Genomic DNA, 26,402 nt, shown 5'->3' on the forward strand with positions numbered 1-26,402 from the left:
ACTACCACTGTGCCCAAGATCCTGGTCGTCGGTGGAGGCTATGCAGGCTTCTACACCGCGTGGAAGCTCGAGAAGCACCTTCGCAAGGGGGAGGCCGAGGTCACGATCGTTGACCCGCTCCCGTACATGACGTACCAGCCGTTCCTCCCCGAGGTGGCTGCGGGTGAGATCGAGGCTCGTCACGTCGTCGTGGGGCTGCGCCGTCACCTGAAGCGCACCCGCGTGGTGGTCGCGAAGGTCACCGGCATCGACCACGCGAACAAGACGGCGACGGTCACGCCCGAGGTCGGCGAGCCGTGGCAGGAGACGTACGACCAGATCGTCGTCACCGCCGGCGCTGTGTCGCGTACCTTCCCGATTCCCGGCATCGCCGAGAACGCGATCGGTCTGAAAACGGTCGAAGAGGCCGTCGCGATCCGTGACCGCATCCTCACGAACTTCGACCGCGCCGCGAACCTGCCTCCCGGGCCTGAGCGCGATCGCCTGCTGACCGTTGTCGTCGTCGGTGGAGGGTTCGCCGGTATCGAGGTGTTCGCCGAGACGCGTGCGTTCGCGAGCGCGCTGCTGAAGTCGTACCCGACGATCGGGTTCGAGGAGACGCACTTCCACCTCATCGAGGCGATGGGGCGCATCATGCCCGAGGTGTCGCTGAAGACGAGCGAGTGGGTGCTGAAGGACCTCGCCAAGCGCGGTGCCAACGTGCACCTCGACACCCAGGTGAAGGGTGCTGTCGACGGCAACGTCGAGCTCTCCACCGGTCAGGTCATCCCGACCGATGTGATCATCTGGACCGCCGGTGTCATGGCGAACCCGACCGTCGTCCGCGGCAGCGACCTGCCCGTCGAGGAGCGTGGCCGCATCCGTGCGCGCGCCGACCTGCGTGTGGGTACGCCCGAGGAGATCGTCGAGGGCGCCTGGGCTGCCGGTGACGTCGCTGCTGTTCCCGACCTGACCGGTAAGGGTGTGGGCGGCTACTGCGTGCCGAACGCTCAGCACGCCGTGCGTCAGGCGAAGCTTCTCGCGAAGAACCTCACGGCCGTGCTGCGCGGCGAGGTGCCCAGCGAGTACATCCACCACAACCTCGGTGCAGTCGCGGGTCTCGGTCTGTACAACGGTGTGTTCCAGTCGAAGGGCATCGCGATCAAGGGCTTCTTCGCCTGGATCGCGCACCGTGGTTACCACGGCCTGGCGATGCCGTCGTGGGAGCGCAAGTTCCGTGTTGTGGGCGACTGGTGGCAGAACCTGTGGCTGGGCCGCGACAACGTCTCGCTCGAGGCGCTGCAGAACCCCCGCTACGTGTTCGAGGAGTTCGCCGCTCGTCCCCGTCCGGCCGCGCCCGAGGCTGCCCCCGCGCCCGCCATCGAGCCGAAGAGCGTCGCCGGCGAGAACGCTCCGACCGCTGGCGAGTCTGCCAAGGCCTGACTCACGCTCGATTGGACCCCGCCTGCCCTTGTGGCCGGCGGGGTTCGTCGTTTGATCCGCGGATGCCGCCTGGGTGAGCGCGCGCTGCGGCCCGGCTCGCCCGCGGCTGGCGGCTACGCTGGCGGAGGGCCCCCGTAGCCCAATGGCAGAGGCAGGCGACTTAAAATCGCTTCAGTCTGGGTTCGAGTCCCAGCGGGGGTACAACACGACTTTGGCTCGAGTTACTTGTTGATCTCCTTCATGACCCGAAGTTCCACCTCGAACAGCGGGGGACACGGTTTGTGGTCCTTCGGGCAGATGAAGGGGTCATTCTCGAATGCATTCGGCAGGAGCCGAAGAATCTCCTCAGCACACATAGAGCAGTAGTTCTCTGCTGCCATGTTGAGTGTGTCCTCCTCGGCGCCACAGAAGGTGATGCGCCACTCGGCGTCGCGACAACACACACCGTGAGTGATCGCGTCCGCGTCAGCTATCAGCCTGAGGGTGGCGTCGTCAGCTTCAATGGCGACCGCGTTGTCACTAGATGTGGCAGGTTCCGGCGGCGTCAGGCTCGGCGTAGCCGGCGTTGGCGAGGAATGGATCGACGGCATCCCGACCCCTCTATAGGTATCGACGAACAGCAGCACGGATTGCGTCAGCGTGCTGGTAGATCTCGTCGAGGGATTCGATCGCGTGACGGGTCTCGTTCTTCTCTTCGTCGAGCAGGCCCAGGTACTTCTGCTTCGAATTGAAGTGGAGGCGCGCGAGCGGCTTCCGATTGTTGTCGTCGAGGAGTACCGCGAAGTAGCTCTTGGCATCACGCTGCGTAATTCGACTCGGTTTCACCTCGCCGCACGCGATCGCTTTCACGATCTGGTAACCCTCGAGCTCCTCGAGGGTGGTCTCGATCTCTGTGTCGCGATCGAGGTCGAGCGCTACGACGGGCTCGCTCGTGACTGCTTCCTCTGCGACCAAGAGGGGAGTGGAGGCGCCAAGCGCGGTCTTGAGGCGATCGTTCACACTTTCGGTGAGGAACTGCTTTGATGCCTTGCCGACGAGCGTGGTGAATTGCTCCCGCACACGCTGCGTGAAGGAACCGTCGTACACGCGAGTGGTGAAGAACTTGATCCACTCGTCGGACGGCTCACGGAACTGTGCCGCGATCTCACGCTTGAGCGCGCCGACGTACTTGAGCTCCTCCGCCGCGTTGATGATCGAATCGAGGTCGAAGCTCTCCTTACTGAGCTTCTGAATCTCGGCGATGAGCGTCTCGTCGATGTCGAGCAGATCGAGCACGAGGAATGGCTTCGCATCCATTCGGTTCGGCGCATCGAGGTCGGTGTAGAACTGCCACACCACACCGTTCGTCAGCACGGCGAGGCGCGCGTTGGTCACCGAGAAGTACCGGAACAGTTGGGACGCGTGCTCGATCTTGAGCTGGCCGAGGGAGGGCTTGCACTCGATGAGGATCTGCACCTCGCCATCGCGCACGATGGCGTAGTCGACCTTCTCGCCCTTCTTCGTGCCAACGTCGGCTGTGAACTCGGGGACGACCTCGAGTGGGTCGAAGACGTCATAGCCGAGGATCGTCGAGATGAATGGCATAACGAATGCGTTCTTCGTCGCCTCTTCGGTACCGATTGCCTCGGCTTGGTTCTTCACCTTCGCCGCCAACGCGGCGAGACGGTCCACAAACTCCATCGTTTCCCCCAGGATCGCATCGAATGTGCGTGAATAGGCCCGAGCGTATCGGAGAGATGCTTCGCATGGGCGGACCCGTGGAGCGTTGCTGCGCGATCCGCCCTGATACGGTCGCACTCGTGACAAGTGAGCGCGTGCGTAAGGCCCTGAGTTCGTTCGTCGAGGAGCGGGAGTGGGCGCAGTTTCACACGCCGGTCAACCTTGCGAAGAGCGTATCCATCGAGGCTGCCGAGTTGCTCGAATGCTTCCAGTGGGGTGATGACGCTGACGCGTCACGCGTGCGAGAAGAGCTTGCTGACGTCGTGACCTATTGCACACTGCTTGCCATGCGGCTCGGTGTCGACCTTGACCAGATCGTCCTCGAGAAGCTGGCCATCACCGAGCGTAAGTACCCGGCTGATCGAGCGAAGGGGCGGAGCGCGAAGTATGACGCCCTTTGAGATCGAGCAGCTGACCTTTTCGCAGCCTGCTCTCAAGGAATGGGCTCGCGGAGACGAGCGTCGCAGAAACTGGCCCGTCGTATACGTGATCGATGGCGGCGAGGCGAAGGGTGCAGCATCCGTTTATGTCGGTGAGACCGTCAACGCGGCTTCGAGGATGAAGCAGCATCTCGCCAACCCCGCGAAGGATGGGCTACGGAGCGTTCGCGTCGTGTTCGATGAGACCTTCAATAAGTCGGCGTGTCTGGACCTCGAGTCGCACCTGATCCGATGGCTCGCGGGGGATGGGCAGTTCACGGTGATGAACGGCAACGAAGGGATCATCGACGCGCGCTACTACGAGCGCGACGTCTACCGCGAGAGCTTTCGTGACATCTTTGAGCAGCTGCGCGCCGAGGGGATCTTCCAGCGGACGATTCCGGAGATCGAGAATAGCGATCTCTTTAAGCTGTCACCGTTCAAGGTGCTCACACCTGAGCAAGCAGTCGCTGTCGAGGACATCGTCGAGGGTCTGCTCGAGGATCTTGCGGCTGGCACACCGTCGTCGAGTGTGATCGAGGGGCATCCCGGTACTGGCAAGACAATCGTTGCGATCTTCTTGATGAAGCTGCTCGCGGACATCCGCGACTACAGCGACGCTGACGAGATTGAGTCGGACTCGATGTTCGCCGAGTTCTTTGTGCCCGAGAATCGGGAGCTGCTCCGCGACCTTCGCATTGGCTTCGTCGTTCCACAGCAGTCGCTTCGTGAGTCAATCAAGCGGGTGTTCAAGAAGACGCCGAAGATCGCCCCGGAGCAGATCCTCAGCCCGTTCGATGTCGGGACGTCGGATACGCGCTGGGACATCCTGATCGTGGATGAGACGCACCGGCTGAATCAGCGGGCGAACCAGTCGTCCGGCGTCAACAACAAGCGCTTCATCATCAGCAATGAGAAGTTGTTCGGGGCCGACGATCCCGTGAAGACTCAGCTGGACTGGATCCGAGCGCAAAGCGCGCATCAGATCTACCTCCTCGATGTCGAGCAGACGGTGCGCCCGGCGGATCTGCCGCAGGCGATCCTTCGCGGGCTTGCCGAAGATGCTCGAGCTCAGCATCGCCGCTACCCGCTCGCGACGCAGATGCGGGTGCACGCGGGCGCCGACTACGTCGCATTCGTCCGGGGGATGCTTCGTGGCGAAGCGGAGTCCGGCGGTCGCCCGGACTTCGGAGACTATGACCTTCGGCTCTTCGACAACCTGGCAGAGATGCGCGCGGAGATCTTCGCCCGGAACGCCGAGCACGGACTTGCTCGTCTTATCGCTGGCTACGCGTGGGACTGGAAGAGCAATCGCGACAAGATGGCCTTCGATATCGAGCTCGACGGGCTGCAGTTGCGTTGGAACAGTCAGTCGAAGGACTGGATCAGCAGCCCCGGGTCGATTGACGAGGTCGGTTCGATCCACACCGTGCAGGGGTACGACCTGAATTACGCGGGCGTCATCATCGGCAATGACCTGCGCTACGACTCAGTAGCGGGCCGGCTTTACATCGACCGGGACTCGTACCGCGACGCGAAGGGCAAGGAGAACAACAAGCAGCTGGGGATCGTCTACTCCGACGGCGACCTGCTTGAGTTCATCCGGAACATCTATGGGGTGCTGCTGACGCGGGGGATCCGCGGAACTTACGTCTACGTATGCGATCCGGAGCTGCGGGCATATGTCGAGCGCGCTCTGGCCGAGGCGAAGCAGTAGATCCAATTCAACCCAACCGATCGCAACACTGCGTCAGAGGAGCGACCGTAGCCGGGCTTCCTTGCGCGCCGGCTATGCGAGCGCAGAACGCGGTCTCGTGCGCAGCCGCAGTTGTCATCAGTCGCGCGGCCCGCTCGACGACCCGCTTGCGGGTGTGGAATGCGCCAATCGCTGTGTCGCGCCTGTCCGCCAAGATGGGGTGCGTGACCGACGCGATAGACGGCCTGTTCGATCCCAGCCGCAGCGAGACCCCTCCCGCCGTAGACATCGCCACGCTCAGACAGCTACTTCAGGCGCAGGCAAACACGATCGTCGCCGTTGGGACTGGCGGCGAGCGCATACAGAACGTGGATTCGCGGTGGCAGCGAGACACGCGCACACTAAACGCGAACTTCCGACGCCTTGGACTCCCGCCACCGTTCCCCTGGGATGGGCTCTGGGACTGGTATGGGTATTACTCCCAGAACCTCGCGACATACCAGGAGCGTCGGAGCTACGTTCGCGAACTGACGCAGAACGCCCTCACTCGGCTCGACCAGATCGAAGCTCGCGGCGGCATCCATGACCCCGCCGCGGGCGATGACACGCCGACGTGGCAAAACCTCAATGGCCGAATCGCAGGTCTCGTCGAGGAGTACTCCAGCGCACGAGACCGCGACGGCTGGCAAGACGTAGGGCGACGCAGCCGGGAGATTCTGATTGACTTCAGCAAGCTGATCGCGGACCCAACCATCGTGCCTGAGGGGCAGGAACCACCGAAGGGCGCAGACGCGAAGGCGTGGTTCGATCTGTTCCTCGCGAAGTTCGCGAGCGGACGTGACAAGGCGGAGCTGCGCTCCACGATGAGGGCCGTGTGGGACCTGGCTCAGAAGGTCACTCATGGAGACATCACGGACGTTGACGCGTTCGCAGCTGCGCAAGCGACCGTAATGGTCGTGCGCACGGCACAGATGCTGAAGCGTGACGCAGAATAGGAGGGTATTCCTTGGCGAACTTCGATGATGAAACGCTACGCGCAGTGGGCGAGCTAATTGCCCTCGGCGAGCAAGAGGGTTTCGGCATAACGTTCGAGCCAGATGCAGACGGCTGGACGGTCGGATTCGTGCGCGGCCGGGGCGGCGGCGACCTGCACAGCGATTACGACCTGGCGACAGCGGCGCGAGGTGCGATCCGCCCGCTACTCCAGTTATCGGCCCGGCACGTCGCCAACCGTCGCGACCGTTCGCCGCGGGACTAAGTCGCGGGCGAGCTTCCGAAGTAGCAACGATTGTCGGGGGCACCATCCACACTTGGAGGGTGGCAAGAAGAAAGCTTCCCGACCTTGAGATGGTCGAGGCCGACGCGCGAGGGATTGAGATCGGCTTTGAGCGAATGGCGGGGATACTGGCGCGCCTACCCGACATTGACTCCCACGCGGACCTCGTGAAACTTGCCCCGGGCCTGATCGCGGCGGCGGTTAGACGGATCGAAGACGCAGCCGAACCGTTCGACGCCTTTGACGTGCTCGAGTCGCTCAAGATGCGCGAGCTACCGATGAGCTTGGTGGGATACAGCGAGCGTGAGCACGACGGCATGCCGGCGGTAATTGAACTTGCCGCCGTTGTCCTGCTCGCCCGTGGCGCGCGCGAGGCACATGAACCATCTGACGCGAATCCTGGGGAGGCGGTTGAGCAGATCGCCGAAGCTGCCCGCGAACTGCTCTTTCTCGCGAACTTCGTCTCTCTCACCCCTCCCATGGCCGCCTCCGCTGGATCGTCCGAGAGCGCCGCCAAGGCGGAGATTGCTCAATCGCTCAAGACGTACGAGCTATTTGTGCGCAACCGTCAGTATCAGAGCATTCGCGACGAGCACGATCCGAAGCTCCTTGGCGACGATCAGGTCTCCAGGGACATGACTGAGATGCTCGGATTCAGCTACACCGAGTACATCGCAATCCGTCGCGCGATCCACGAGTTTAGTGGCGACCGGCTCAACGCAGCCGCGGACCAGTTCTACGGTGCCTTCGATGACGAAGCAGCGGCCGCTCGCTGGGACTTCAGTTCTCTGCCGGAGGACACGCGGGAGAGAGCGTGGAAGGGCCTGGCCAACCTCTTCATTCATCCTGGTGCGCGAGCATCGTTCACCGCGGACGAGATCGCCGTTCGTTCAGAGTCCGAAGTGTCGATAGTTCGTGCAGTGCTCACACTCTTTGCGGTGCCCTTCGACTCCGGCGATCCAGCGAGCAATGTTCGGTCGTACCTTGAGGGCGATAACCCGTTCAGCTCGAAGTCGCTGCTGGTCGATGCCGCGGGTAACTATCTCTCCACAGGGGCACAACTTGGGGACGACATGGTTCGGACCGCGGTTGAGAAGGGATTGTCAGAGAAGGCGAAGGCGCGCTACGTGGGCGTGAGGACGAGGGTCTCTGAAGGGCTTGCGGGCGACTACTTCGGCAAGATGATTGGACCAGCCCAGAAGTTCACGGGTTTGAAGTACTGGGCGCCCGCAGCGGGTGAGGGGCCTGAGGTCGTCGCGCAGGATGAAACCGACGTCAGGTCGTCCGCGAAGCAGACCGAGATGGACTGTCTCATCGTCGCGGAAGACGTCGCCATCTGTGTGGAAGTGAAGGGAGCCGGGCTCAGGAAGGAAAGTCGCGGCGGGAACGCCGTGAAACTCGCCTCGGATCTCGCGAAGACGGTTGGTGAGGCCGCTTCTCAGGCTGATCGGGCTCGTGCCTTGATCGAAGCTAATCATGGTTTGCACACGCCATCCGGTTGGCTCAGCCTTGACGGGGTTCGCGAGGTTCACTGCGTGGTGGTCACCCTCGAGGACCTCGGGCCAGCTGGCATCGCGCTGGACGCGATGGTTCGTGCTGGCGTGGTCACGACACAGCGAGTCCCGTGGATCGTGTCGCTACATGATCTCGCTGTTATCAGCCGCCTCGTTGAGGAACCCGCCGAGTTGTTGCTCTATCTGCGCCGACGGACGTCGCCGACATTCGCGCAGGTATTCCACGCCGTCGACGAACTTGATCTATTCATGTCGTTCCTCAGTGACGGACTCTTTCTCGAGGACGATCCTGACGTCGTCGCTGCTGCCAACCCGGCGGCGCCCCCCGCGACGGCGGCGGAACGCAGGCGATTTCAGCGGTCGCTTGTCCCGAAGACAGTCGCGACACACACTGACCCACTGGATCAGTGGATGTACGCCGCGGAGTCTGGAGGTGCGACCGATACGAATGACTATCCGAAGCCGACCTTCAGATCGGAGGCTCGCATTGCGGCGCTCGTAAACAGCATGACTCGTGATCGCAAGCCTGGATGGCTTCGCGCTGGAGCCGACCTGTTGGCATTCAGCGGCGATGCCCAGAGCCGTATCGCTAACGCCATAGAGCGGACGGCCGCGGCGACGCGTGCCGATGGAAAGTGGCACAACGCCTTCATGAGTCAGATGAGTGCCCAGGGCCACTTCGGGCTGTTCATCGGCTCGGTTCCGCTCGGCATGTCCGTCGCCAAAGCGACGACTCAGCTAGAGAGGTACGCCCGGGTTAAAGTTCACCAGGTGCATGCCGACCGATCTCTCGGACTGGTCGTTTCGTCTAGTGGCGAGATTGTGAACGTCGGCTACGGGAACCACGAACGGGAGGAAGATCCCGCACTGGATGCCTTAACTGCTCAAATGTCGCTCACGTCGGTCGCCCGGATGTCGCGATCGATGCCGCCACCGTCCGCGCGGCGGACCACTGTCAGGCTCCGCGGAAAGGCGAAAGGCAAGAAAAGGAAGCGGTAGCACCTCTCTGGACTTCCGATGCCTGGTCCCGCGCACGGCAGAAGGCGCTCGCGGGTAGCGACCGCGGGGTGTCACGAATCGAGATCGCGCTTCACGGTCCGCTGATCGGGCACTGCCCGCAGGGGGATCCAGCGATCCACGTGGGGAGGGTCCTCGCCGTGCGGGTGGCTCCTGTGCGTACGCTTTCCGGATGGGGACGATCACAGTGGAGTACTGCGACTGGTCCGCGCGCTCCGGCCACGACCGGGATGCATGCGAAGGCCACGTGATGGGGCAAGTGGCGGTGACACACTTCGGTGTCCGCGTGCAGCGGGGATCCGTTCATGGACTGCGACTGACACGGGACACGTACACGCGGGTGAGCACGCGCAACTCACTATGGTTCCCGCGGGCGCTTTCCCCGAGAACGTGGGACGCCCGGATGGAAGACTTCGTCGACGAGGATCATCGGAACTATTCCGAAGAATGGTGCACTCGAGCGCGCTCACTGGCGTTGGAGAACTTCGACCTGAACATGGCGTACTTCGCTCAACTCGACGAGGTCGAGTTTGACGACGCGGTTCAGACCGCGGTCAGAAGTATCGCCGGGGTACGGGTCGTGACCGATCTCGAACGGTGGAACGCGGTTCCGGGCGTCTACGTGATGGTGCTCGACGACTACAAGCAGGTGTACGTCGGCACGACTGGACGTCAGGTCGGGGTGATGAAGCGCATCCGACAGCATTGGACGAACAGCAAGCCACTGGACCGCCTAGTCTTCGGGACGGTGAGCACCTCAATCTTGTCGATCGACAGCTTTCGGGCACTGGATACCACTCGCATCTATGCTGCGCGCACGAGCGCCCCGTTCGAGCATGAGCGATTGCTACTCGACGAGTTCCCCAGCAAGTTCACCCTCAACCGCGTGAGTGGCGGTGATCCTCGCGAGCTCGGGATCCTTCACGCTTCCGGCTACGACACGATCCGGGAGCGCGCCCTGAAAGTTGTCGATGACGCGTGATCGGCAGGGCGTGAACGAAGGCGTCCCTCTCCCGGGCACCGCCCGCATGAGGATCCTGACCCGCCGTAGGTAGTGGCGCCGATCGATAGGGTCGAGGCATGCCCTCGCGCCGCGTCCGGATCGCAGTTCTGACAGCACTCCTCGTGGCGCTTTGCGGGTGTTCGGCAGAGCCGCCTGGCACCGTCTCGTCAGCATCGCCCGACACAGACGGCGCGTCGCTGGCCACTGAGACACCGAGCTTGACGCCGACGCCTGATCCCACACTCTCGCCGGAGCCGATTGCGGTGCCGAGTTGCGCGGAGCTGCTCAGTATCGAGCAGGTCCGTGTCACTCTCAATGACGACAGGGTGGAGGGCCCAGCCCCCCTCGATGCGATCGAGCCGCCGTCGGTGCTGGGGCCGGCAGCGCGTCAGACGTTTGAAACCGCGATCGATGCGGTCGGCTGCAGCTACGGCATCCCGTATTCCGACGGCGGCTTCTACGTGATCGTTCTCGCAGTCGATGGCGCGTCGGCATCGGAGCTTGTGTCTGCCCTGAAAGCGTCCGACGAGTACGAACAGACCGCGCGCGGCGACATCGCCATGTTCTCGAAAGGGGTCCCCGAAGGTATAGGAACTTACCTTGGCTACGCACTCGATGAGAACGTTTGGGCGATCGTCCAAGGAACGATGGTCAGCTCGACGACATCTGTCAATATCGCAGCCGACGCCGTCACCGCCGTCTTGGGATAGGACGCCGAGCCGCCCACGATGCTCCTCATGCGCGCAATGCCCGTATACGGATCAAGCTTGCCCGCGAAGTTTGGGGATCAACGGTGGGCCGCGGCGGTGTGTCAGTTTCTGTTGTGGCCTAGCGATCTGGAGACCAGGACTCCCTTCCAGTAGGTCTCTCGGTCGATGACGTGCTGATCGTCTGTGCGCATCGACCAGAACTCCAGCAGGGCGAACCGCATCGTCTTTTGGAAGTAGTCCTCGCCCTTGGCAGCGAGGTGTGCCTTCAGACCGATGTTGTCGCCATGAAGCGTGAGGGCGTACTGGGACCAGCGTTGCCAGATGCCCGTATCACCGTAAGCCGACCCGACATAGGGCTCTCCCGTCACCGTGTCGTGGATGACGTAGACCCCCTTCATGTGCTCTAGTGCGATGCGCCAGTCGGGTCGGGCCTGTCTCACGATCGCCTGAATCTCGGCGAGCGAATGATCGATGCGGTCATGGCCGGGGAACGGATCACCCACGAATGGCTCTTCAGCGATCATCGAAACCGTCATCTCGTTGAGGCATGCCTCCATGTTCCGGCGTCGGTTACGACCCTTGAGCGTCGTTCGCACGTAAAGCCTCTTGATGTACGGGCCCATCAGGTCGTCTCGCAGAACGACATCATAGGAGTGCTGTCGTGGCTCAGGGCGACGCCCCACAACCTCCCAGATCCCGCCGAACAACCACAGCGACGGGTCATGTCGATCCTGCGCCAGCGAAAAGATGAATCGTCGATTGAAGTCGTCATTGACGTTGCGCCAAGAGTTCCAGCGTTGCCACAGATCGGGATCGTTGCCGAGCGCATCGATGGGAAATGAATCACCGTTGAAGACCGCGAAGTGCAGCTTGCAGTGGATCGGATCGAACCCGGGAGGCAGCAACGTTGCGAGCAAGATCGGAGCCATGAAGAAAGGCTAGTGCCGCCATGCTTAGGAGTCCTGGCACCGGTCGTCGACCGAGGCAGAGCGCTTTCGCGCAGCCCCTTGAGCGCCCGATCGCTGGGACATCGCGTCCCCAGCCGAAGCGCGGCACGCCACCGTCCCCTCATCGCGCGTCGCCCGCTCAAGGATCGAGCCTCGCCCTGCGATCGCGCCACACTCGCTGGTCGCTCACCGGCGCCGTCGCCGAGGGCAGAGCCCTCGAGAATAGAACTGTGGAATCACCTGCCGACTTCATCGACCGCACGCTGCGGGCTGAGGCATCCGAGTGGCGGACGTGGGCGGACGGTGATGACTCGGTCGGCGGGCTGAGGGTCTACGGGTCGTCGACCGGGGCGATCCGCGGCACCGTGCGCGATGCGCTGCGACGACACCGAGGGCTGAGCCACGACGACATCGTCATGCTCGCCTCGGAGTTGTGGTCGGTGCCGGTGTTCGAGCGACGGCTCGCAACGGTCGTGCTGCTACAGGGGCAAGTCGGCACGCTTACGGGCAACGACCTCACCCGGATTGAGGGGTTCCTCCGCGACGCGCGGGTGCCGGAGCTCATCGAGCCGCTCGCGGGCGACGTCGTCGCGCCGCTGCTCGCGAGGCTGACCGGCGCCGACGCGGAGCGGGCGCAGCGCATCGTCGCGCGGTGGGCGGAGTCGGATTCGGCTTCGCTCCGGGCGGCTGTCGCGTTGCTGTGACGCCGGCGGCGCGGCATCCGCCCGGTTCGTCGCAGACGACATGTAGCTCAACCGCCCACGAGATCTGAGTGCGCCGGTTGGCTTACCAACACTTGCACGAGGAAGTGTTGGGAACTGGTTGCTGCGACGCCGGCGGCGGGTTTTCGTAGATGAGGGAACTCTCATTTAGCCTGGGGTTCTGACCGCAGATTTCGGCCTCTCAATGTCGGAACCCCTCACCATCATGGAGGTGTGACCAGCCCCAACGAGACTCCCGGCTCCGACGCCTTCCTCGCGTCGCTCGCCGAGGTCGTCCATGGGGCCGAGGGGATCGAGCGCCGGCTCGCCGCAGTCCAGGTCGAGCAGATCCGCATGCTTGCAGCCGCAGGCGCGCTCGCGCGCCGCACGGCATCAGGTTCACCCGCGCAGGTGCGCGAGCGCGACATGGTGCTGCGGTCCGTTGCCGCCGAGCTCGGCGGTGTCGCGCGGGTCACCGACCGCACCATGCAGCGCCGGATCGACGAGGCACGCACCATCGTCGACGACTACGCGATCGCCCTCGACGCCTGGGAAGCCGGTCGGATCACTCGCGGTCACGTGATGGTGATTGTGGATGCCGGTTCGGTGCTGCCCCTCGACCTTCGCGGCGACTTCGCCTCGGCCGCAGTCGAGCGGTGCGAGCGCGATACGCCCAACCGGGTCCGCGCCGAGCTCGAGATGCTCGCGCAGCGGATGCACTCGCGCACGTTCACCGAGCGGCACGAGCAGGCTGCCGCCGGCCGGTGTGTGCGGATCGTTCCCGGGCGAGATGGGATGAGCGACCTCTTCGCGACGGTGCCCACGGTCATTGCGGAGGGGATCCACGACCGTCTGACACAGATGGCTCGAGCGGTCATCGACACCCGGGGCGAGCGTGCCGCCAGCGGCAGCTTCGCCCACGACGAGGCGAACGCATCACGCGCAGAAATCGTCTCGACCGACACGCGCTCCACCGACCAGGTGCGCGCCGACCTCTTCGCCGACATGCTCCTCGCCGGCATTCCCGCGCTCGACGACACCCGCGACACCACCGCAGGTCCCCTCGGCAAGATCCGCGCACGCGTGCAGGTCGTCATCCCTGCGCTCGCACTCACCCGCGGCGGCACGCGCGACAACGAAGAGCCCTGCGACCTCGTCGGGCGGTCGCCCATCGACGCGGAAACCGCCCGACAACTCGCCGGCGGAACCGTCATGTGGGAACGCATCGTCACCCACCCCGTCAACGGGACAGTTCTCGAGGTCGATTCGTACCGCGTGCCGGAAAAGATGCGCCGCTACCTGCAAGCCCGCGACCAGCACTGCCGATTCCCCGGATGCCGCACCGCCGCGATCCGCTGCGAAGTCGACCACAACCACGATCACGCGCTCGGCGGCAAGACGAAGACCTGCAATCTCTGTCACCTGTGTCAGCGACATCACTCGATGAAGCAGTTCACGGCATGGAGGGTCCGACAACTGTCGGGTGGCGTCCTGGAATGGACCTCACCCCTCGGCAGGATCTACAGAGAAGACGCACCGGTACCGGCCGTCGCGTTCGCTCCTGCCGACACCTCGCTCGCACCGTTCTGATCCTCTCGCCGGCGACGCGCTCGCCTGCTCGAGACTGACGTGCTCGCCCGCTTGAGACTGACGTGGTCGCTTTCGCGCCGCGATCCCCGGAAGGACGCGGCGTCGGCTGCGGTGACGTCGGCGGCGCGGCATCCGCTCGGTCAACCCGAGACGGCGCAACCACCCGGAGACGACGTCGTCAGTCGGAGACGACGCAGAACGTATTGCCGTCGGGGTCGCGCAGCACGATGTAGTCGGCGCCGTCCTCGTAGTCCCAGTCGTCGACCGTGGTGGCGCCGAGGGCGACCAGCCGCTCGACCTCGGCGGTGCGGTCCTCGGCCAGGATGTCGAGATGGTGCCGCTGCGGCTTGTCCGACCCGACGAGCATGAGCGACAGCTGCACGCCCGTGCCCTCCCGCGGCACGAGACTGGCCCAGTCATCGCCCGGCTCGCGCTTCGGCACGTAGTCGAGCGCCGCAGTCCAGAACTCCACCGCACGCGTGATGTCGCGCACGCCCCACACGATCGAATAGATGCTTGCCATGTGCGGCATCCTGCTCCTGAGAGCGCCTCTCCGGTAGGGGGCTTGCGCGGGTGCAGCGAATGCGCGTGGCCGGAATCACGCTAGGGCTGTCGGTCTCGCACATCGCAGCGAGGAGGCATGTCTCGGTACGGTCGGGCCATGCTCGAGATGCGTCCGACCTGCGAGTCCTGCGGAACCGCCGCCGCTGCGGACGGCGAGGCCTACATCTGCTCGTACGAGTGCACCTGGTGCGCAGGCTGCGTCGACACGTTTCCCGGCGGGGCGTGCCCGAACTGTGGGGGAGCGCTCGAGCGGCGGCCGACACGCGTGGCCGCTTCCTGATCACGTGCGCCGTTCGTTCCCGCGCTTGTAGTTGCCCGTCACCCGCGCCATCACGTGCTGCGGATCGCGTCGTTCGACGTCGTCGAGGAACTTCTCCGCGGCGCGACCCCGCAGTGTCGCTGCGAGCCGGCCGTCGTGTCGGATCTCGATCTGCGAGCCGCGGGTGGTGTACTCGAAGCCGCTTGGGGTGCCGGTCATGAAGCCGCCACGAGGCTCGGCGGGTCGGCGGCATCCCACCGCTCGACGGTCTGCACGGCCCAGAACACGGCGAACAGCCCGAGCGCGATGGCTTCACCGATGAAGACAGCGGGGGTGTGTGGCATCCGGATGCCGATGATCACCGTCATCAGCAGATCGATCACCATCGCCACCGGGATCACGAAGTACACCACCCGCACCGCACGCGACGGCCGAGGGGCGGCCGGATCGCGCGTGCGGGGAAGCGCGTTCACGATCGGGATCGCCGCGAACACCGAGAAGAAGCACACCGTCACCACCAGGTGCACATTCACCCCGCCCGCGAACGGAAACTGCTCCCGCAGCCCCGGCGCGAACGCCAGCACCGCCAGCCCCACGCCCACGACGAGCGCCACCGAACCGATCGCGACAGTCCGACGCCACGGGATCTGCCCGCGAACAGTCAGGACGATCGCTAACACGAGCACCGCGCCCAGCACCACGAGGTACGTCGCCACACCGTTCAGCACCGTCGGCATCACGGCATCGGGCACGACCGGCTCGAGCCGGAACCCCGTCGGCACGATCGCGATCAACGGCGCGAAGATCGCCGCCACATCGAGCAGCACCGACTCCAAATCCCGCCCCGACAACGCCAGCAGCGCCACCGCCGTCGCGGCCAGCGCCGCCGAGAACACGCCACCCGCGGGCGAGTAGTAGTAGTCGCTGATCGACGGCAGCAGAACACCCGTCCGCACCGTCTCGGCCGTCACCGCCACAGCCAGCGCGAACACGACCCCCACGAGCGACAGCCGAAGGTACCGATGGGTGCGCTGACCAGTCACCCTCGCGACCCTATGTCACGCCGGTGACGCGGGGTCGCCGGCGCGGATGATGTCCGCGATGATCGGAACATGCTGATCGCAATGGCAGGGCTCCCGGGCTCAGGCAAGAGCACGCTGGCCGGCGAGATCGCGCGAGCGCTCGGTTGTTCGCTGCTGTCCGTCGATCCCATCGAAGCGGCGATGTGGCGCGCGGGTGTCGCGCGCGATCAGCCCACCGGGCTCGCGGCGTACGTCATCGCCGAAGACCTCGCCCGCGCGCAGATGCTGCTCGGGCACGACGTGGTGATCGACGCGGTCAACGACGCCGACGCCGCTCGCGGGCAGTGGGAAGCACTCGCGGCCGAGCTGGGGGAGCCGCTCGCGTTCGTCGAGGTCTTCTGCAGCGACGAGACGGAGCACCGGCGCCGGCTGACCGAGCGTCGCCGTGACATCGTCGGATTTCCCGAACCGACGTGGGACTCGGTCGTCGAGCGGAGGGCTGCTTTCACTGAGTGGACGCGTGGGCGTCTGCGGCTCGATTCGATGCTCTCGCAGCAAGACAACGTCGCTGCGGCGCTTGCCCACATCGCCTCGGTGAAGATGAGAGATTCCTCATCTGGCGAGGCCTTCTGAGGCCCCAATCCGGCCGCTCAATGTCGGACCCCCTCACCATCATGGAGGTATGACAAGCCCCCACGGCACTCCCGGTTCCGACGCGTTCACCGCGTCGCTCGCCGAGATCGTCCACGGGGCCGAGGGCATCGGGGCCGCCCTCGCTGCGGCGCAGATCCAGGAGATCCGCATGCTCGCCGCGGCCGCCGCGCTCGCGGAGCGGACCGTCGCCGGATCGCCGCAGCGCGTGCGCGAACGCGACATGGTCGAGCGTTCCATCGCGGCCGAACTCGGGGGAGTGGCGCGCGTCACCGACCGGACCATGCAACGGCGCATGGAAGAAGCCCGCACCATCGTCGAGGACTACCCGGCCGCGATGGCGGCATGGGAGGCGGGCACGATCGTCCGCGGTCACGTGATGGTGATCCGGGATGCCGGGACGGTCCTGCCGCCCGAGCTGCGTGCTTCATTCGCGGATGCCGCCATCGCCCGGTGCGAACGAGACACCCCGAACCGCGTGCGCGCCGAACTCGAGATGCTCGCACAGCGCATGCACCCGCGCTCGTTCTCCCAGCGGCACGAAGAGGCTGCCGCCGCCCGGTGCGTCCGGATCGTGGCGGGCCGGGACGGCATGAGCGACCTGATCGCCACGGTGCCGACGGTCATCGCCGAGGGCATCCACGACCGGCTCACGCAGCAGGGACGGGCGATCATCGACACCCGCGGCGAGCGGGCCGCGGCCGCAGGCGGTGATGCCTTCGGGATCGATGACCCGTCCCGCGCCGAGATCATCGCCACCGACGCGCGCACGATGGACCAGGTCCGAGCCGACCTGTTTGCCGACCTCCTCCTCGTGGGAACGCCGGCCCTCGACGACACCCGCGGCACCACCGCCGGGCCGCTCGGTGCGATCCGCGCTCGTGTCCAGGTGGTCATCCCGTCGCACGTCCTCAACGGAACCGGCGACGCCTGCGATCTCGTCGGCCGCTCACCGATCGACGCCGAGACCGCCCGCCAACTCGCCGCCGGTAACCCCATCTGGGAGCGGCTCATCACCCACCCGGTCACCGGCGCCGTGCTCGAAGTCGACTCGTACCGGGTGCCAACCGCCATGCGCCGATACCTGCAAGGCCGAGACCAGCACTGTCGATTCCCCGGATGCCGCTTGGCCGCGATCCGCTGCGAAGTCGACCACACGCTTGACGCGGCGCTCGGCGGGCCGACGAAGACGTCGAACCTCGCGCACCTGTGCCAACGCCACCACTCGATGAAGCAATTCACCGCCTGGAGAGTGCGACAACTGAAGGGTGGCGTCCTGGAATGGACCTCACCCCTCGGCAGGACCTACCGCGAAGACGCACCCACCCCGGCCGTCGCGTTCACTCCTGCCGTCGCACCGCTCGCCGCAGCCGCCCCGTTCTGACGCCCGGTTCACTCGACCGCGCCCGCGAGAACGCACTCGCGATGCGCGAGCCGCCGCGCCACCGGCATCCGTCCGCCTCAGCCGGCGAGCTCCCGCCGCACGATCTCCGCACCCGCGCTCAGCGCGGCGAGCTTTCCCCGCGCCACCGAACGCGGCAGCGGCGCCATGCCGCAGTTCGTCGACGGGTACAGCAGCTCAGGCTCCACGAACGGCAGCGCCGACCGCAGCGTCGCCGCGACCTCCTCGGGCGTCTCGACCTGAGCGGATGCCACGTCGATCGCGCCCACCATCACGCGCTTGCCGCGCAGCAGTTCGATGAGATCCACCGGCACATGCGAGTTGTGACACTCCAGCGAGACGATGTCGACCCCCGACGCCTGCAGCTTCGGGAACGTCCGCTCGTACTGGCGCCATTCGTGCCCGAGCGTCGCCTTCCAATCCGTGTTCGCCTTGATCCCGTATCCGTAACAGATGTGCACCGCCACATCGCACGTCAAACCCTCGAACGCGCGCTCCAGCGCCGCGACACCCCAGTCGTTCACCTCGTCGAAGAACACGTTGAACGCCGGCTCATCGAACTGGATGATGTCGACGCCCGCGGCCTCGAGCTCCTTCGCCTCCTGGTTCAGGATCGTCGCGAACTCCCAGGCCAGCTTCTCGCGGCTCTTGTAGTGCGCGTCGTACAGCGTGTCGATCATCGTCATCGGCCCCGGCAGCGCCCACTTGATCGGCTGCGACGTCTGCGCACGCAGATACGCGGCATCCGCCACGAACACCGGCTGCTTCCGCGACACCGCACCGACGACCGTCGGCACCGACGCGTCGTACCGGTCGCGAATCCGCACCGTCTCCCGCTGCGCGAAATCGACCCCGTCGAGGTGCTCGATGAACGTCGTCACGAAGTGCTGGCGCGTCTGCTCGCCATCGCTCACGATGTCGATCCCCGCCTGCGCCTGATCGGCCAACGACAACCGCAGAGCGTCCCGCTTGCCCTCGACGAGATCCTCGCCCTCGAGCAGCCACGGCGACCACAGCTTCTCCGGCTCGGCCAGCCACGACGGCTTCGGCAGGCTCCCGGCGGTGGAGGTGGGCAGCAGCTTCGTCATCATCGGTCTCCCTGCTCGTCGTTGTTCCGCGCGGAATAGCCGGCCGACCACTCCCGCAGCGTCGCCTCGTGCGGCGTCATGAAGAACTCCTCCGCGAACTTCCCCTGCACCACCGCCAGACGGCTCCGCTCCTCGCGGTCGTACACGACCCGCGTCAGCGAGAAGTCCGACGCCGTCAGGCTCGGCTGGTACACCGCACCCGCCGCGGAGTTCGAGTTGTAGATCTCGGGCCGGTAGATCTTCTGGAACGTCTCCATCGTGCTGATCGTCGCGATCAGCTCCAGGTTCGTGTAATCGCCCAGCAGATCGCCGACGAAGTAGAACGCCAGCGGCGCCGCACTCCCGCGCGGCATGAAGTACCGGGCGCGCATCCCCATCTTCGCGAAGTAGTCATCGGTCGGCGACGACTCGCTCGTGTACTCGACCCCGAGGATCGGGTGCACGTTCGCCGACCGACGGTACGTCTTCGACGTCGAGACGCTTAAGCACACGACCGGCTGCGTCGCGAACTGCTCCGCGTACGCGTCCGACTCGAGAAAGCTCTTGAACAGGTTGCCGTGCAGCACACCGAAGTCGTCCGGCGCGCTGAAGCCCGTCCGCCCCTCGTTGTGCGCCGGCAGCACGACGCTGAAGTCGTAGTCGCGCACGTACGACGAGAAGTTGTTCCCGACGATCCCGTCGATCCGCTGCCCGGTCTTCGTGTCGACGATGAGGGGATGCAGCACCTCGATCAGCGGGAAAGAACCCCCACCCGAGGCGTCGTCGATGTCGACGCTCACCGTCACGATGTCGAGCTCGAGCCGGTAGCGGTCGCCGGTCTCGTTGTCCCAGTTCGCGAGGTCGTTGAAGCGCCGGTCGATCATCCGCAGCGTGTTCCGCAGGTTCTCCTCGCGGTCCTCACCCCGGGCGAGGTTCGCGAAGTTGGTCGTGATCCGCGTGCCGTCGACGGGACGGTAGTCCTCGTCGAAACGCGTCGTCTCGATCGAGAAGACGGGCACGGACGATTCGGTGAGACGCATGACAAGCCGTTTCTGCTCGGGCAGGCCAGGCGGCCTGCTGACTCGATGTTCAGAAAGCCGCAGCGCGTGCCCGGGGAGGATGCCGTGGCGCGAAGGCCGAGAGCAAAGCGGGCGCGAGGCTTCGCGTCATGCTGCGATTGACTCCAGTGTGTCCCACACCCGCTCAGCGCGCACATCGGCCGCGTCACACGACGCAACGCGGATCCACAGCCCGCGTGGAGACCCGCGCGCATAGGATGAATCTCGCTGAATCGGAGGGGGAGACATGGACTTCTTGGTGCCACTGCTCGTGGCTGTCGGCGTGCTGATCGTCGTCGTCGGGATCTACCTGTGGGCGACGTACAACTCGCTCGTCTCGTTGAACGTGCGCGTCGACGAGGCGTGGAGCGACATCACCGTGCAGCTCAAGCGCCGCGCCGACCTGCTCCCGAACCTCATCGAGACGGTCAAGGGCTACGCCGCGCACGAGAAGGCGGTCTTCGAGAACGTCACCCAGGCGCGCGCCGAAACCCTCACCGCCTCGAGCCCCGCGGAGGCGGGCGTCGCCGAAGGCCACATGCAGCAGGCGCTGAAGTCGCTGTTCGCCGTCGCCGAGGCGTACCCGCAGCTGCAGGCCAGCCAGAATTTCCTCCAGCTGCAGCAGGCCGTCGTCGACACCGAAGACAAGATCCAGGCGTCGCGCCGGTTCTACAACGGCGGCGTCCGCGAGCTGAACACGAAGATCAAGGTGTTCCCCAACAACATGTTCGCCCGTCGCCTCGGCTTCACCGAACGCGAGTTCTTCGAGGTCGTCGACGGCGCCGCCATCGCCGAACCCCCGCGGATCCAGTTCTGACGAGCGGATGCCGCGCCCTCGCGCACCGCGCGCGGCATATGAACCGACCTAGGATGAGCGGATGAGCACCGGCGGCGACAAGCCACGCGGCGGCTTCTTCGACACCATCCGGCAGCGCACGGTGTCGACGGAGATCGCCGATTCGATGCCGCGCGGCCTCCGCCTCGCGACCGCGTACGCGTGGCGCTTCCTCCTCATCGCCGCGGCGATCGCCGTCCTCATCTGGATCGTCATCCAGCTGAAGCTGCTGATCATCCCGCTGCTGGCCGCGATCCTCGTGACGGCGCTCGTCTGGCCGCTGTTCAGCTTCCTGATCCGCCATCGGATGCCGCGCTGGCTCTCGGTGCTCCTCACCGTCGTCGTCGCGCTCTCCGTCGCCACCGGCCTGCTGTGGCTCGCGATCTGGCAGATCTCCCGCGAAGCCGGACGCGTCCGCGACCGCACCGTCGTCGCCCTCGACGAGTTCCGCACGTATCTCGTCGACGGTCCGCTCCACCTCACCGAGCTGCAGATCGACGGCGCCATCGACCAGGCCTTCGAGCTCATCCAGGAGCAGGCGCAACTCCTCTGGTCGGGCGCCCTCGCCGTCGGGTCGACGCTCGGGCACATCGTCACCGGCGTCCTCCTCGCGATCTTCATCCTGATCTGCACGCTCGCCGATGGCGGCGGCATCTGGAAGTGGACCGTCCGTCTCTTCCCGCAGCGCGCCCGCACCGCCGTCGACGGCGCCGGACGCGCCGGCTGGCGCACCGTCATCAACTACGCGCGCACCCAGTTGCTCGTCGCCACCATCGACGCGGTCGGCATCGGCGTCGGGGCCTTCGCGCTCGGCGTGCCGCTCGCCGCGCCCATCGGCGTGCTCGTCTTCCTCGGCGCGTTCGTCCCGTTCGTGGGCGCAGTCCTCACCGGCGCCCTCGCCGTCTTCCTCGCCCTGGTCTACAACGGCCCCTGGATCGCCCTCTGGATGCTCGTCATCGTCCTCGGCGTCCAGCAGCTGGAAGGGCACATCCTCCAGCCGCTCCTCATGGGCGCGGCCGTCAAGGTCCACCCGCTTGCGGTCGTCCTCGCCGTCGCCGGCGGCGCGATGATCGCTGGCATTGCGGGCGCCGTCTTCGCGGTGCCGCTCGCCGCGTTCGTCAACGTCGTGTGGCTCTACCTCTCCCGACGCGGATGGGAGCACCCGGTCGACCCGAGACCGAACGACCTCATCTGGAGCACCGTGCCCCGGCAACACAGGAAGTCCTTCACGTGACCGTCGAGATCTCCACCACCCACCCGACCCTGTCGGAGTTCACGGATGCCGCCGCAGAACTGTCCGACGTCATCCTGCACACGCCCGTCGAGGGGTCCGACTTTCTCTCGGGCGTGCTCGGCGCCCCCGTGCACCTGAAGTTCGAGCACCTGCAGCGCACCGGCTCCTTCAAGATCCGCGGCGCCACCTACCGTCTCTCGCGGCTGACGGCCGAGGAGCGCGCCCGCGGCGTCGTCGCGGCATCCGCCGGCAACCACGCCCAGGGCGTGGCGCTCGGTGCCCAGAAGCTCGGCATCCCCGCGACGATCTTCATGCCGCTCGGTGTGCCGGTGCCGAAGCTCCTCGCGACGCGCGGCTACGGCGCCGATGTCATCCTCGAGGGCGCGACCGTCGAGACCCCGCTGCAGCTCGCGAAGGAGTTCGCCGAGCGCACCGGCGCGATCTTCATCCCGCCCTACGACCACCGCGACGTCGTCATCGGCCAGGGCACGCTCGGTCTCGAGCTGATGGACGAGATCGACGATCTCGACACGATCATCGTCGGCATCGGTGGGGGAGGCCTCATCGCCGGCGTCGCCGCGGCCGCGAAGGCCCGCGCCGCCGAACAGGGCCGCACGATCCGCGTCATCGGCGTGCAGGCCGAGAACTCCGCCGCCTACCCGCTCTCCCTCGAGGCCGGCCGCCCCGTCGTCGCCGAGACCACCCCGACGATCGCCGACGGCATCGCGGTCAAGCGGCCCGGCGACATCCCGTTCGAGATCATCCGCGACCTCGTCGACGAGGTCGTCACGGTCACCGACGACGACATCGCCCGCGCCCTCCTCGTGCTCATCGAGCGCGCCAAGCAGGTCGTCGAGCCCGCCGGCGCCGTGGGCGTCGCAGCCATCCTCACCGGCAAGATCACGCCGACGGGACCGACCGCGGTGATCCTCTCCGGCGGCAACATCGACCCGCTCCTGCTGCAGCGGGTCGTGGCGCACGGACTCGCGGCATCCGGTCGGTATATGACGATCCAGGTGCCGCTGCCCGACCGGCCGGGCCAGCTCGCGCGCGTGTCCGACCTGCTGTCGTCGGTGGGCGCGAACGTCATCGAGGTGCTGCACACCCGGCACGGGCAGGGCCTGCAGATCAGCGAGGTGATCCTGCAGCTGTCGGTCGAGACCCGCGGCGAGGAGCACCGCGCACAGGTGCTCGCCGTCCTCCGCGACGCGGGTTACGCGCCGCGGAGGGTCCAGGACTGAGCGTTCGGGCTCACTGGCCCGAGTACGTCTCGACCTTCACGACCTCGACGGAGATCTCGCGGCCGTTCGGCGCGGTGTACGAGGTCTTCGCGCCTTCCTTGAGGCCCAGGATCGCTTCGCCGAGCGGCGACGCCTCGCTGTAGACGTCGAGCTCGCTGTTCGCCGCGATCTCGCGGTTGCCGAGCAGGAAGACCTCTTCGCCGCCGGCGACGATCGCCGTGACGACGGTGCCCGACTGGACCGTGCCGTCGGACTCCGGGGCGACGCCGACCTTGGCGTCCTTCAGCAGCTGCTGAAGCGTGCGGATGCGCGCCTCCTGCTTGCCCTGCTCGTCCTTCGCGGCGTGGTACCCGCCGTTCTCCTTCAGGTCGCCCTCTTCGCGCGCGGCCTCGATGCGCTTGGCGATCTCCTCACGACCGGTCGTCGACAGCTCTTCGAGCTCGGCGGCGAGGCGGTCGTACGCCTCCTGGGTGAGGAAGGTCTCCGTGGACATGTGATCTCCCGATGTCTTCGTGGGTAAGCCAAACGCCCCGGCATCGGGCCGGGGCGCGTGAACCCACAGACTACGGGATCCAGCAGGAGCGGACCAAACCTGTCGTCGCCTCCGCGACGGTCGGTACGGTCTCCACGACGGCGCGCAGATGACTGTCGGATGCCGCGTACTCGACGACCCGCCACCCCACGATGCCGTGCTCGGTGTCCTGGGCCTCGAACGCGCAGGCCACCGCGGTGCCCGGCGCGATCGAGATGTTCGCGCGGACGTCGACGGTGTGGTCGTCGACGACCTCGTAGCCGGTCGTCTCCGCGTCGACGGTGCGCAGCGCGCCGCTCACGGTCGACCAGCCGAGCGCCGCCGTCGCGAGCACCGCGACCACGATGACCGAGATCCACCACAGGCGCCGCCTCGACGACGAGACGCCGCGGCCGTAGCGGTCGGCGAGCATCCGTTCGACGTCGGTCAGGGTCATGCGGAATCCGATCTAGGCTGGAGTTCCAGGCTATCGCTCTGGCTGAGAGATGAGGTTCCATGCCCGACCTTCGCTGGCTCGCCGCCCTGCCGACACCGACGCCGACCTCGACCGTCCGCGCCGAGAGCGTGACACCCGGAGTTGCGGGCTTCATCGCCATCGCCGTGGTCGCCGTCGTCATCGTGCTGCTGGCCATCGACATGCTGCGCCGCATTCGCCGGGCGCAGTACCGGGTCGACGTGCGCGAGCAGCTCGACGCCGAAGAAGCTGCGCGCGAGAGCGGCGAGGGCGCGCCGGAGCGTCGCGACGACGGCGATCTCAGCCCGGGATCCCCAGCGAAGGACTGAGCGGCTCGAGCGAGATGAGCAGGCAGGCGGTCCAGTGGCACAGGAACGCCAGCACGGTGCACACGTGGAAGATCTCGTGGAAGCCGAAGTGGCCCGGCCACGGGTTCGGTCGCTTGAGCGCGTAGACGATCGCCCCGCCCGTGTACAGCAGCCCGCCGACGATCACGAGCACCATCATCGCGACGTTCACGTTCAGCAGGTCAACGAGATACATGACCGCCGCCCAGCCCAGCAGCAGGTAGAGCGCGACGTACAGCCACCGCGGCGCGTGGATCCAGAAGACCCGGAACAGGATGCCGAGCAGGGCACCCGACCACACCAGGATCAGCAGCAGCGTCCCCTTGCCGGGGGAGAGGGCGAGGGTCGCGATCGGGGTGTAGGTGCCCGCGATCAGCAACAGGATGTTCGCGTGGTCGATGCGCTTGAGCACGATCTTCGTCCGCGGACCCCAATCGAAGCGGTGGTAGAGCGCGGAGTTGCCGAACAGCAGGAGCGAGGTGGCCATGAAGACCGCGGCAGCCCACTTGCCGGGAGTGCCCTCGGCCAGGACGATGAGGACGACACCGGCGGCGATCGCGACCGGGAACGTCCCGGCATGGATCCAGCCGCGCCAGGTGGGCTTCAGTTCGGCGTGAGCGCCGACGGCGGCCGCCTCGATGAGGGGGAGCTGCGGCATCTCGGCGCCGTCGGCCGGCGTGGGTCGGGTCACATCCCGAGCCTACGCGCGGCGCCATGCCGCCCGACACATACGGTGGGGCCACCCGCCCCCGCGGGCGTGCAGGGGTAGCGTAGGCACGTGACTCGCGCCGGTTCGACCCAGGGACAGGGCCTGCTCTACCGGCTCTACAGCTCGCGCCTGCGCCGGGAGATCCAGGCCCGCTCCGTGCCGCACCACGTCGCGATGATGATCGACGGCAATCGCCGGTGGGCGCGCCAGCTCGGCTACCCGACCGTGTCGCACGGTCATCGCGCGGGGGCGGCCAAGATGCACGAGTTCCTGCGGTGGTGTGACGAGCTGGGCATCGAGGTGGTCTCGCTGTACCTGCTGTCGACCGACAACCTGACCAAGCGCGACTCGCAGGAGCTCACCGACCTCATCGAGATCATCGCCGAGCTCGCCGAGACGCTCTCGCAGGAGCCCGGGTGGCGGGTCAAGCACGTCGGGCGCGCCGACATCCTCCCGCCCGATCTCGCCCGCAGCCTCCGCACCGTCGAGGAGCGCACCCGCGAGAACGACGGGCTCCACGTCAACCTGGCCGTCGGCTACGGCGGCCGCAGTGAGATCGTGGATGCCGTCCGCAGCATCATCGCCGCGCACAACGCGCAGGGTGGGTCGCTTGAGGAGCTCGCGGCGAGCCTGACGCCGGAGCAGATCGGCGAGCACCTCTACACCGGCGGGCAGGCCGACCCCGACCTGGTCATCCGCACCTCGGGCGAGCAGCGGCTCAGCGACTTCCTGCTGTGGCAGTCTGCGCACAGCGAGTTCTACTTCGTCGAGGCGCTCGGTCCCGACCTCCGCGAGGTCGACTTCCTCCGTGCGATCCGCGACTTCGGCGACCGCGATCGGCGCTTCGGCGGCTGAGTCCGCTCGCGTCACACACCGTTCACACGCCGCTCATCAATCGGCGGCGTGTCGGATTGCTCGGATGCCGCGTCGCGGTCGTACGTTCATCCCAACGGGCACGGAGCCCGTTCGAGTCGGCCTTCACACGACTCGTGACCCAGGTCGACTCGTGACTG

29 protein-coding genes and 1 tRNA gene are annotated in these 26,402 nt (G+C 66.2%); 19 read left to right on the plus strand and 11 right to left on the minus strand.

Annotated features, from left to right (window positions below):
* Window positions 1–9: 9 nt before the first annotated feature.
* Both BKA24_RS07420 and BKA24_RS07425 read left to right on the plus strand, forming a co-directional pair.
* The gene (locus tag BKA24_RS07420; protein WP_184220586.1) at window positions 10–1,422 is read left to right on the plus strand and encodes an FAD-dependent oxidoreductase; all 1,413 of its coding nucleotides are present in this window, start codon (window positions 10–12) and stop codon (window positions 1,420–1,422) included.
* Between the two features lie 128 nt (window positions 1,423–1,550).
* Window positions 1,551–1,623: transfer RNA gene (locus BKA24_RS07425), tRNA-Leu, on the plus strand.
* Between the two features lie 20 nt (window positions 1,624–1,643).
* Here BKA24_RS07425 and BKA24_RS07430 read toward each other — a convergent pair.
* Both BKA24_RS07430 and BKA24_RS07435 read right to left on the minus strand, forming a co-directional pair.
* On the minus strand, window positions 1,644–2,048 hold the full coding sequence (locus BKA24_RS07430; RefSeq protein WP_184216616.1) for a hypothetical protein: 405 nt from the start codon (window positions 2,046–2,048) through the stop codon (window positions 1,644–1,646).
* Window positions 2,023–3,102 (minus strand): type I restriction endonuclease, encoded by a 1,080-nt coding sequence (locus BKA24_RS07435; protein ID WP_184216618.1) that lies wholly within the window; start codon window positions 3,100–3,102, stop codon window positions 2,023–2,025. The genes BKA24_RS07430 and BKA24_RS07435 overlap by 26 nt, the downstream gene beginning before the upstream one ends.
* A gap of 65 nt (window positions 3,103–3,167) precedes the next feature.
* On the opposite strand from BKA24_RS07435, the gene BKA24_RS07440 reads away from it, so the two are divergent.
* The 7 genes from BKA24_RS07440 to BKA24_RS07470 all read left to right on the plus strand — a co-directional run bounded on the left by BKA24_RS07440 (window position 3,168) and on the right by BKA24_RS07470 (window position 10,776).
* Window positions 3,168–3,542, plus strand: coding sequence for a nucleotide pyrophosphohydrolase (locus BKA24_RS07440; RefSeq protein WP_221417295.1), 375 nt, complete (start codon window positions 3,168–3,170; stop codon window positions 3,540–3,542).
* The gene (locus BKA24_RS07445) at window positions 3,529–5,277 is read left to right on the plus strand and encodes a DUF2075 domain-containing protein (protein WP_184216620.1); all 1,749 of its coding nucleotides are present in this window, start codon (window positions 3,529–3,531) and stop codon (window positions 5,275–5,277) included. The genes BKA24_RS07440 and BKA24_RS07445 overlap by 14 nt, the downstream gene beginning before the upstream one ends.
* A gap of 203 nt (window positions 5,278–5,480) precedes the next feature.
* A complete protein-coding gene (locus tag BKA24_RS07450; protein WP_184216622.1) occupies window positions 5,481–6,251 on the plus strand; it encodes a hypothetical protein in 771 nt (256 codons plus the stop codon).
* An 11-nt stretch (window positions 6,252–6,262) separates the two neighbouring features.
* A complete protein-coding gene (locus BKA24_RS07455; protein WP_184216624.1) occupies window positions 6,263–6,514 on the plus strand; it encodes a hypothetical protein in 252 nt (83 codons plus the stop codon).
* 59 nt (window positions 6,515–6,573) lie between these two features.
* Complete coding sequence (locus BKA24_RS07460) at window positions 6,574–9,045, plus strand: hypothetical protein (RefSeq protein ID WP_184216627.1); 2,472 nt, start codon at window positions 6,574–6,576, stop codon at window positions 9,043–9,045.
* 190 nt (window positions 9,046–9,235) lie between these two features.
* Window positions 9,236–10,045 (plus strand): hypothetical protein, encoded by an 810-nt coding sequence (locus BKA24_RS07465; protein WP_184216629.1) that lies wholly within the window; start codon window positions 9,236–9,238, stop codon window positions 10,043–10,045.
* 98 nt (window positions 10,046–10,143) lie between these two features.
* Complete coding sequence (locus tag BKA24_RS07470; protein ID WP_184216631.1) at window positions 10,144–10,776, plus strand: hypothetical protein; 633 nt, start codon at window positions 10,144–10,146, stop codon at window positions 10,774–10,776.
* A gap of 101 nt (window positions 10,777–10,877) precedes the next feature.
* Here BKA24_RS07470 and BKA24_RS07475 read toward each other — a convergent pair whose 3' ends face one another.
* Window positions 10,878–11,705, minus strand: a complete 828-nt coding sequence (locus tag BKA24_RS07475; protein ID WP_184216633.1) for a GIY-YIG nuclease family protein — start codon at window positions 11,703–11,705, stop codon at window positions 10,878–10,880.
* Between the two features lie 248 nt (window positions 11,706–11,953).
* On the opposite strand from BKA24_RS07475, the gene BKA24_RS15605 reads away from it, so the two are divergent.
* Together BKA24_RS15605 and BKA24_RS07485 are read left to right on the plus strand one after the other, a co-directional pair.
* Window positions 11,954–12,427, plus strand: coding sequence for a DNA alkylation repair protein (locus BKA24_RS15605; RefSeq protein ID WP_343066014.1), 474 nt, complete (start codon window positions 11,954–11,956; stop codon window positions 12,425–12,427).
* Window positions 12,428–12,658: 231 nt separating this feature from the next.
* Window positions 12,659–14,014, plus strand: coding sequence for a DUF222 domain-containing protein (locus BKA24_RS07485; RefSeq protein ID WP_184216637.1), 1,356 nt, complete (start codon window positions 12,659–12,661; stop codon window positions 14,012–14,014).
* Window positions 14,015–14,192: 178 nt separating this feature from the next.
* On the opposite strand, the gene BKA24_RS07490 is transcribed toward BKA24_RS07485, so the two are convergent.
* On the minus strand, window positions 14,193–14,537 hold the full coding sequence (locus BKA24_RS07490) for a VOC family protein (protein ID WP_184216639.1): 345 nt from the start codon (window positions 14,535–14,537) through the stop codon (window positions 14,193–14,195).
* 147 nt (window positions 14,538–14,684) lie between these two features.
* Between BKA24_RS07490 and BKA24_RS07495 the strand changes: the two genes are divergently transcribed.
* On the plus strand, window positions 14,685–14,858 hold the full coding sequence (locus tag BKA24_RS07495) for a DUF1272 domain-containing protein (RefSeq protein ID WP_246367319.1): 174 nt from the start codon (window positions 14,685–14,687) through the stop codon (window positions 14,856–14,858).
* Here BKA24_RS07495 and BKA24_RS07500 read toward each other — a convergent pair whose 3' ends face one another.
* Together BKA24_RS07500 and BKA24_RS07505 are read right to left on the minus strand one after the other, a co-directional pair.
* The gene (locus tag BKA24_RS07500) at window positions 14,859–15,056 is read right to left on the minus strand and encodes a hypothetical protein (RefSeq protein ID WP_184216643.1); all 198 of its coding nucleotides are present in this window, start codon (window positions 15,054–15,056) and stop codon (window positions 14,859–14,861) included.
* Window positions 15,053–15,880 (minus strand): hypothetical protein, encoded by an 828-nt coding sequence (locus BKA24_RS07505; RefSeq protein WP_184216645.1) that lies wholly within the window; start codon window positions 15,878–15,880, stop codon window positions 15,053–15,055. Before BKA24_RS07505 ends, BKA24_RS07500 begins: the two co-directional genes overlap by 4 nt.
* Window positions 15,881–15,949: 69 nt before the next feature.
* On the opposite strand from BKA24_RS07505, the gene BKA24_RS07510 reads away from it, so the two are divergent.
* Together BKA24_RS07510 and BKA24_RS07515 are read left to right on the plus strand one after the other, a co-directional pair.
* Window positions 15,950–16,492 (plus strand): P-loop nucleotide/nucleoside kinase family protein, encoded by a 543-nt coding sequence (locus BKA24_RS07510; RefSeq protein WP_184216647.1) that lies wholly within the window; start codon window positions 15,950–15,952, stop codon window positions 16,490–16,492.
* 49 nt (window positions 16,493–16,541) lie between these two features.
* The gene (locus BKA24_RS07515; RefSeq protein ID WP_184216649.1) at window positions 16,542–17,894 is read left to right on the plus strand and encodes an HNH endonuclease signature motif containing protein; all 1,353 of its coding nucleotides are present in this window, start codon (window positions 16,542–16,544) and stop codon (window positions 17,892–17,894) included.
* Window positions 17,895–17,971: 77 nt separating this feature from the next.
* On the opposite strand, the gene BKA24_RS07520 is transcribed toward BKA24_RS07515, so the two are convergent.
* Complete coding sequence (locus BKA24_RS07520; RefSeq protein ID WP_184216651.1) at window positions 17,972–19,000, minus strand: methionine synthase; 1,029 nt, start codon at window positions 18,998–19,000, stop codon at window positions 17,972–17,974.
* Window positions 19,000–20,019, minus strand: coding sequence for a putative oxygenase MesX (locus BKA24_RS07525; RefSeq protein ID WP_184216653.1), 1,020 nt, complete (start codon window positions 20,017–20,019; stop codon window positions 19,000–19,002). The genes BKA24_RS07520 and BKA24_RS07525 overlap by 1 nt, the downstream gene beginning before the upstream one ends.
* A gap of 265 nt (window positions 20,020–20,284) precedes the next feature.
* Here BKA24_RS07525 and BKA24_RS07530 point away from each other — a divergent pair, with 265 nt between their 5' ends.
* The 3 genes from BKA24_RS07530 (at window position 20,285) to ilvA (ending at window position 23,347) form a co-directional block, all read left to right on the plus strand.
* Window positions 20,285–20,854 (plus strand): LemA family protein, encoded by a 570-nt coding sequence (locus BKA24_RS07530; protein ID WP_184216656.1) that lies wholly within the window; start codon window positions 20,285–20,287, stop codon window positions 20,852–20,854.
* 61 nt (window positions 20,855–20,915) lie between these two features.
* Window positions 20,916–22,106, plus strand: a complete 1,191-nt coding sequence (locus BKA24_RS07535; RefSeq protein WP_184216658.1) for an AI-2E family transporter — start codon at window positions 20,916–20,918, stop codon at window positions 22,104–22,106.
* Window positions 22,103–23,347, plus strand: a complete 1,245-nt coding sequence (gene ilvA / locus BKA24_RS07540; protein WP_343066017.1) for a threonine ammonia-lyase — start codon at window positions 22,103–22,105, stop codon at window positions 23,345–23,347. Before BKA24_RS07535 ends, ilvA begins: the two co-directional genes overlap by 4 nt.
* Before the next feature lie 10 nt (window positions 23,348–23,357).
* Here ilvA and greA read toward each other — a convergent pair whose 3' ends face one another.
* Together greA and BKA24_RS07550 are read right to left on the minus strand one after the other, a co-directional pair.
* Window positions 23,358–23,840 (minus strand): transcription elongation factor GreA, encoded by a 483-nt coding sequence (gene greA / locus BKA24_RS07545; protein WP_184216662.1) that lies wholly within the window; start codon window positions 23,838–23,840, stop codon window positions 23,358–23,360.
* Window positions 23,841–23,910: 70 nt separating this feature from the next.
* Entirely contained in the window at window positions 23,911–24,315 is a 405-nt protein-coding gene (locus tag BKA24_RS07550; RefSeq protein WP_184216664.1) for a DUF4307 domain-containing protein, read from the minus strand.
* A gap of 59 nt (window positions 24,316–24,374) precedes the next feature.
* Here BKA24_RS07550 and BKA24_RS07555 point away from each other — a divergent pair, with 59 nt between their 5' ends.
* On the plus strand, window positions 24,375–24,662 hold the full coding sequence (locus BKA24_RS07555) for a hypothetical protein (RefSeq protein ID WP_184216666.1): 288 nt from the start codon (window positions 24,375–24,377) through the stop codon (window positions 24,660–24,662).
* Here the strand turns inward: BKA24_RS07555 and trhA are convergent.
* Complete coding sequence (gene trhA, locus BKA24_RS07560; protein WP_184220591.1) at window positions 24,634–25,338, minus strand: PAQR family membrane homeostasis protein TrhA; 705 nt, start codon at window positions 25,336–25,338, stop codon at window positions 24,634–24,636. The genes BKA24_RS07555 and trhA overlap by 29 nt on opposite strands.
* A gap of 120 nt (window positions 25,339–25,458) precedes the next feature.
* Between trhA and BKA24_RS07565 the strand changes: the two genes are divergently transcribed.
* Window positions 25,459–26,244: an isoprenyl transferase gene (locus BKA24_RS07565; RefSeq protein ID WP_184216668.1), complete on the plus strand. Its 786-nt coding sequence runs from the start codon at window positions 25,459–25,461 to the stop codon at window positions 26,242–26,244.
* The last annotated feature ends 158 nt before the right edge of the window (window positions 26,245–26,402 follow it).

Source organism: Microbacterium marinum (assembly GCF_014204835.1).
In the GTDB taxonomy this organism is placed as follows: Bacteria; Actinomycetota; Actinomycetes; order Actinomycetales; family Microbacteriaceae; genus Microbacterium; species Microbacterium marinum.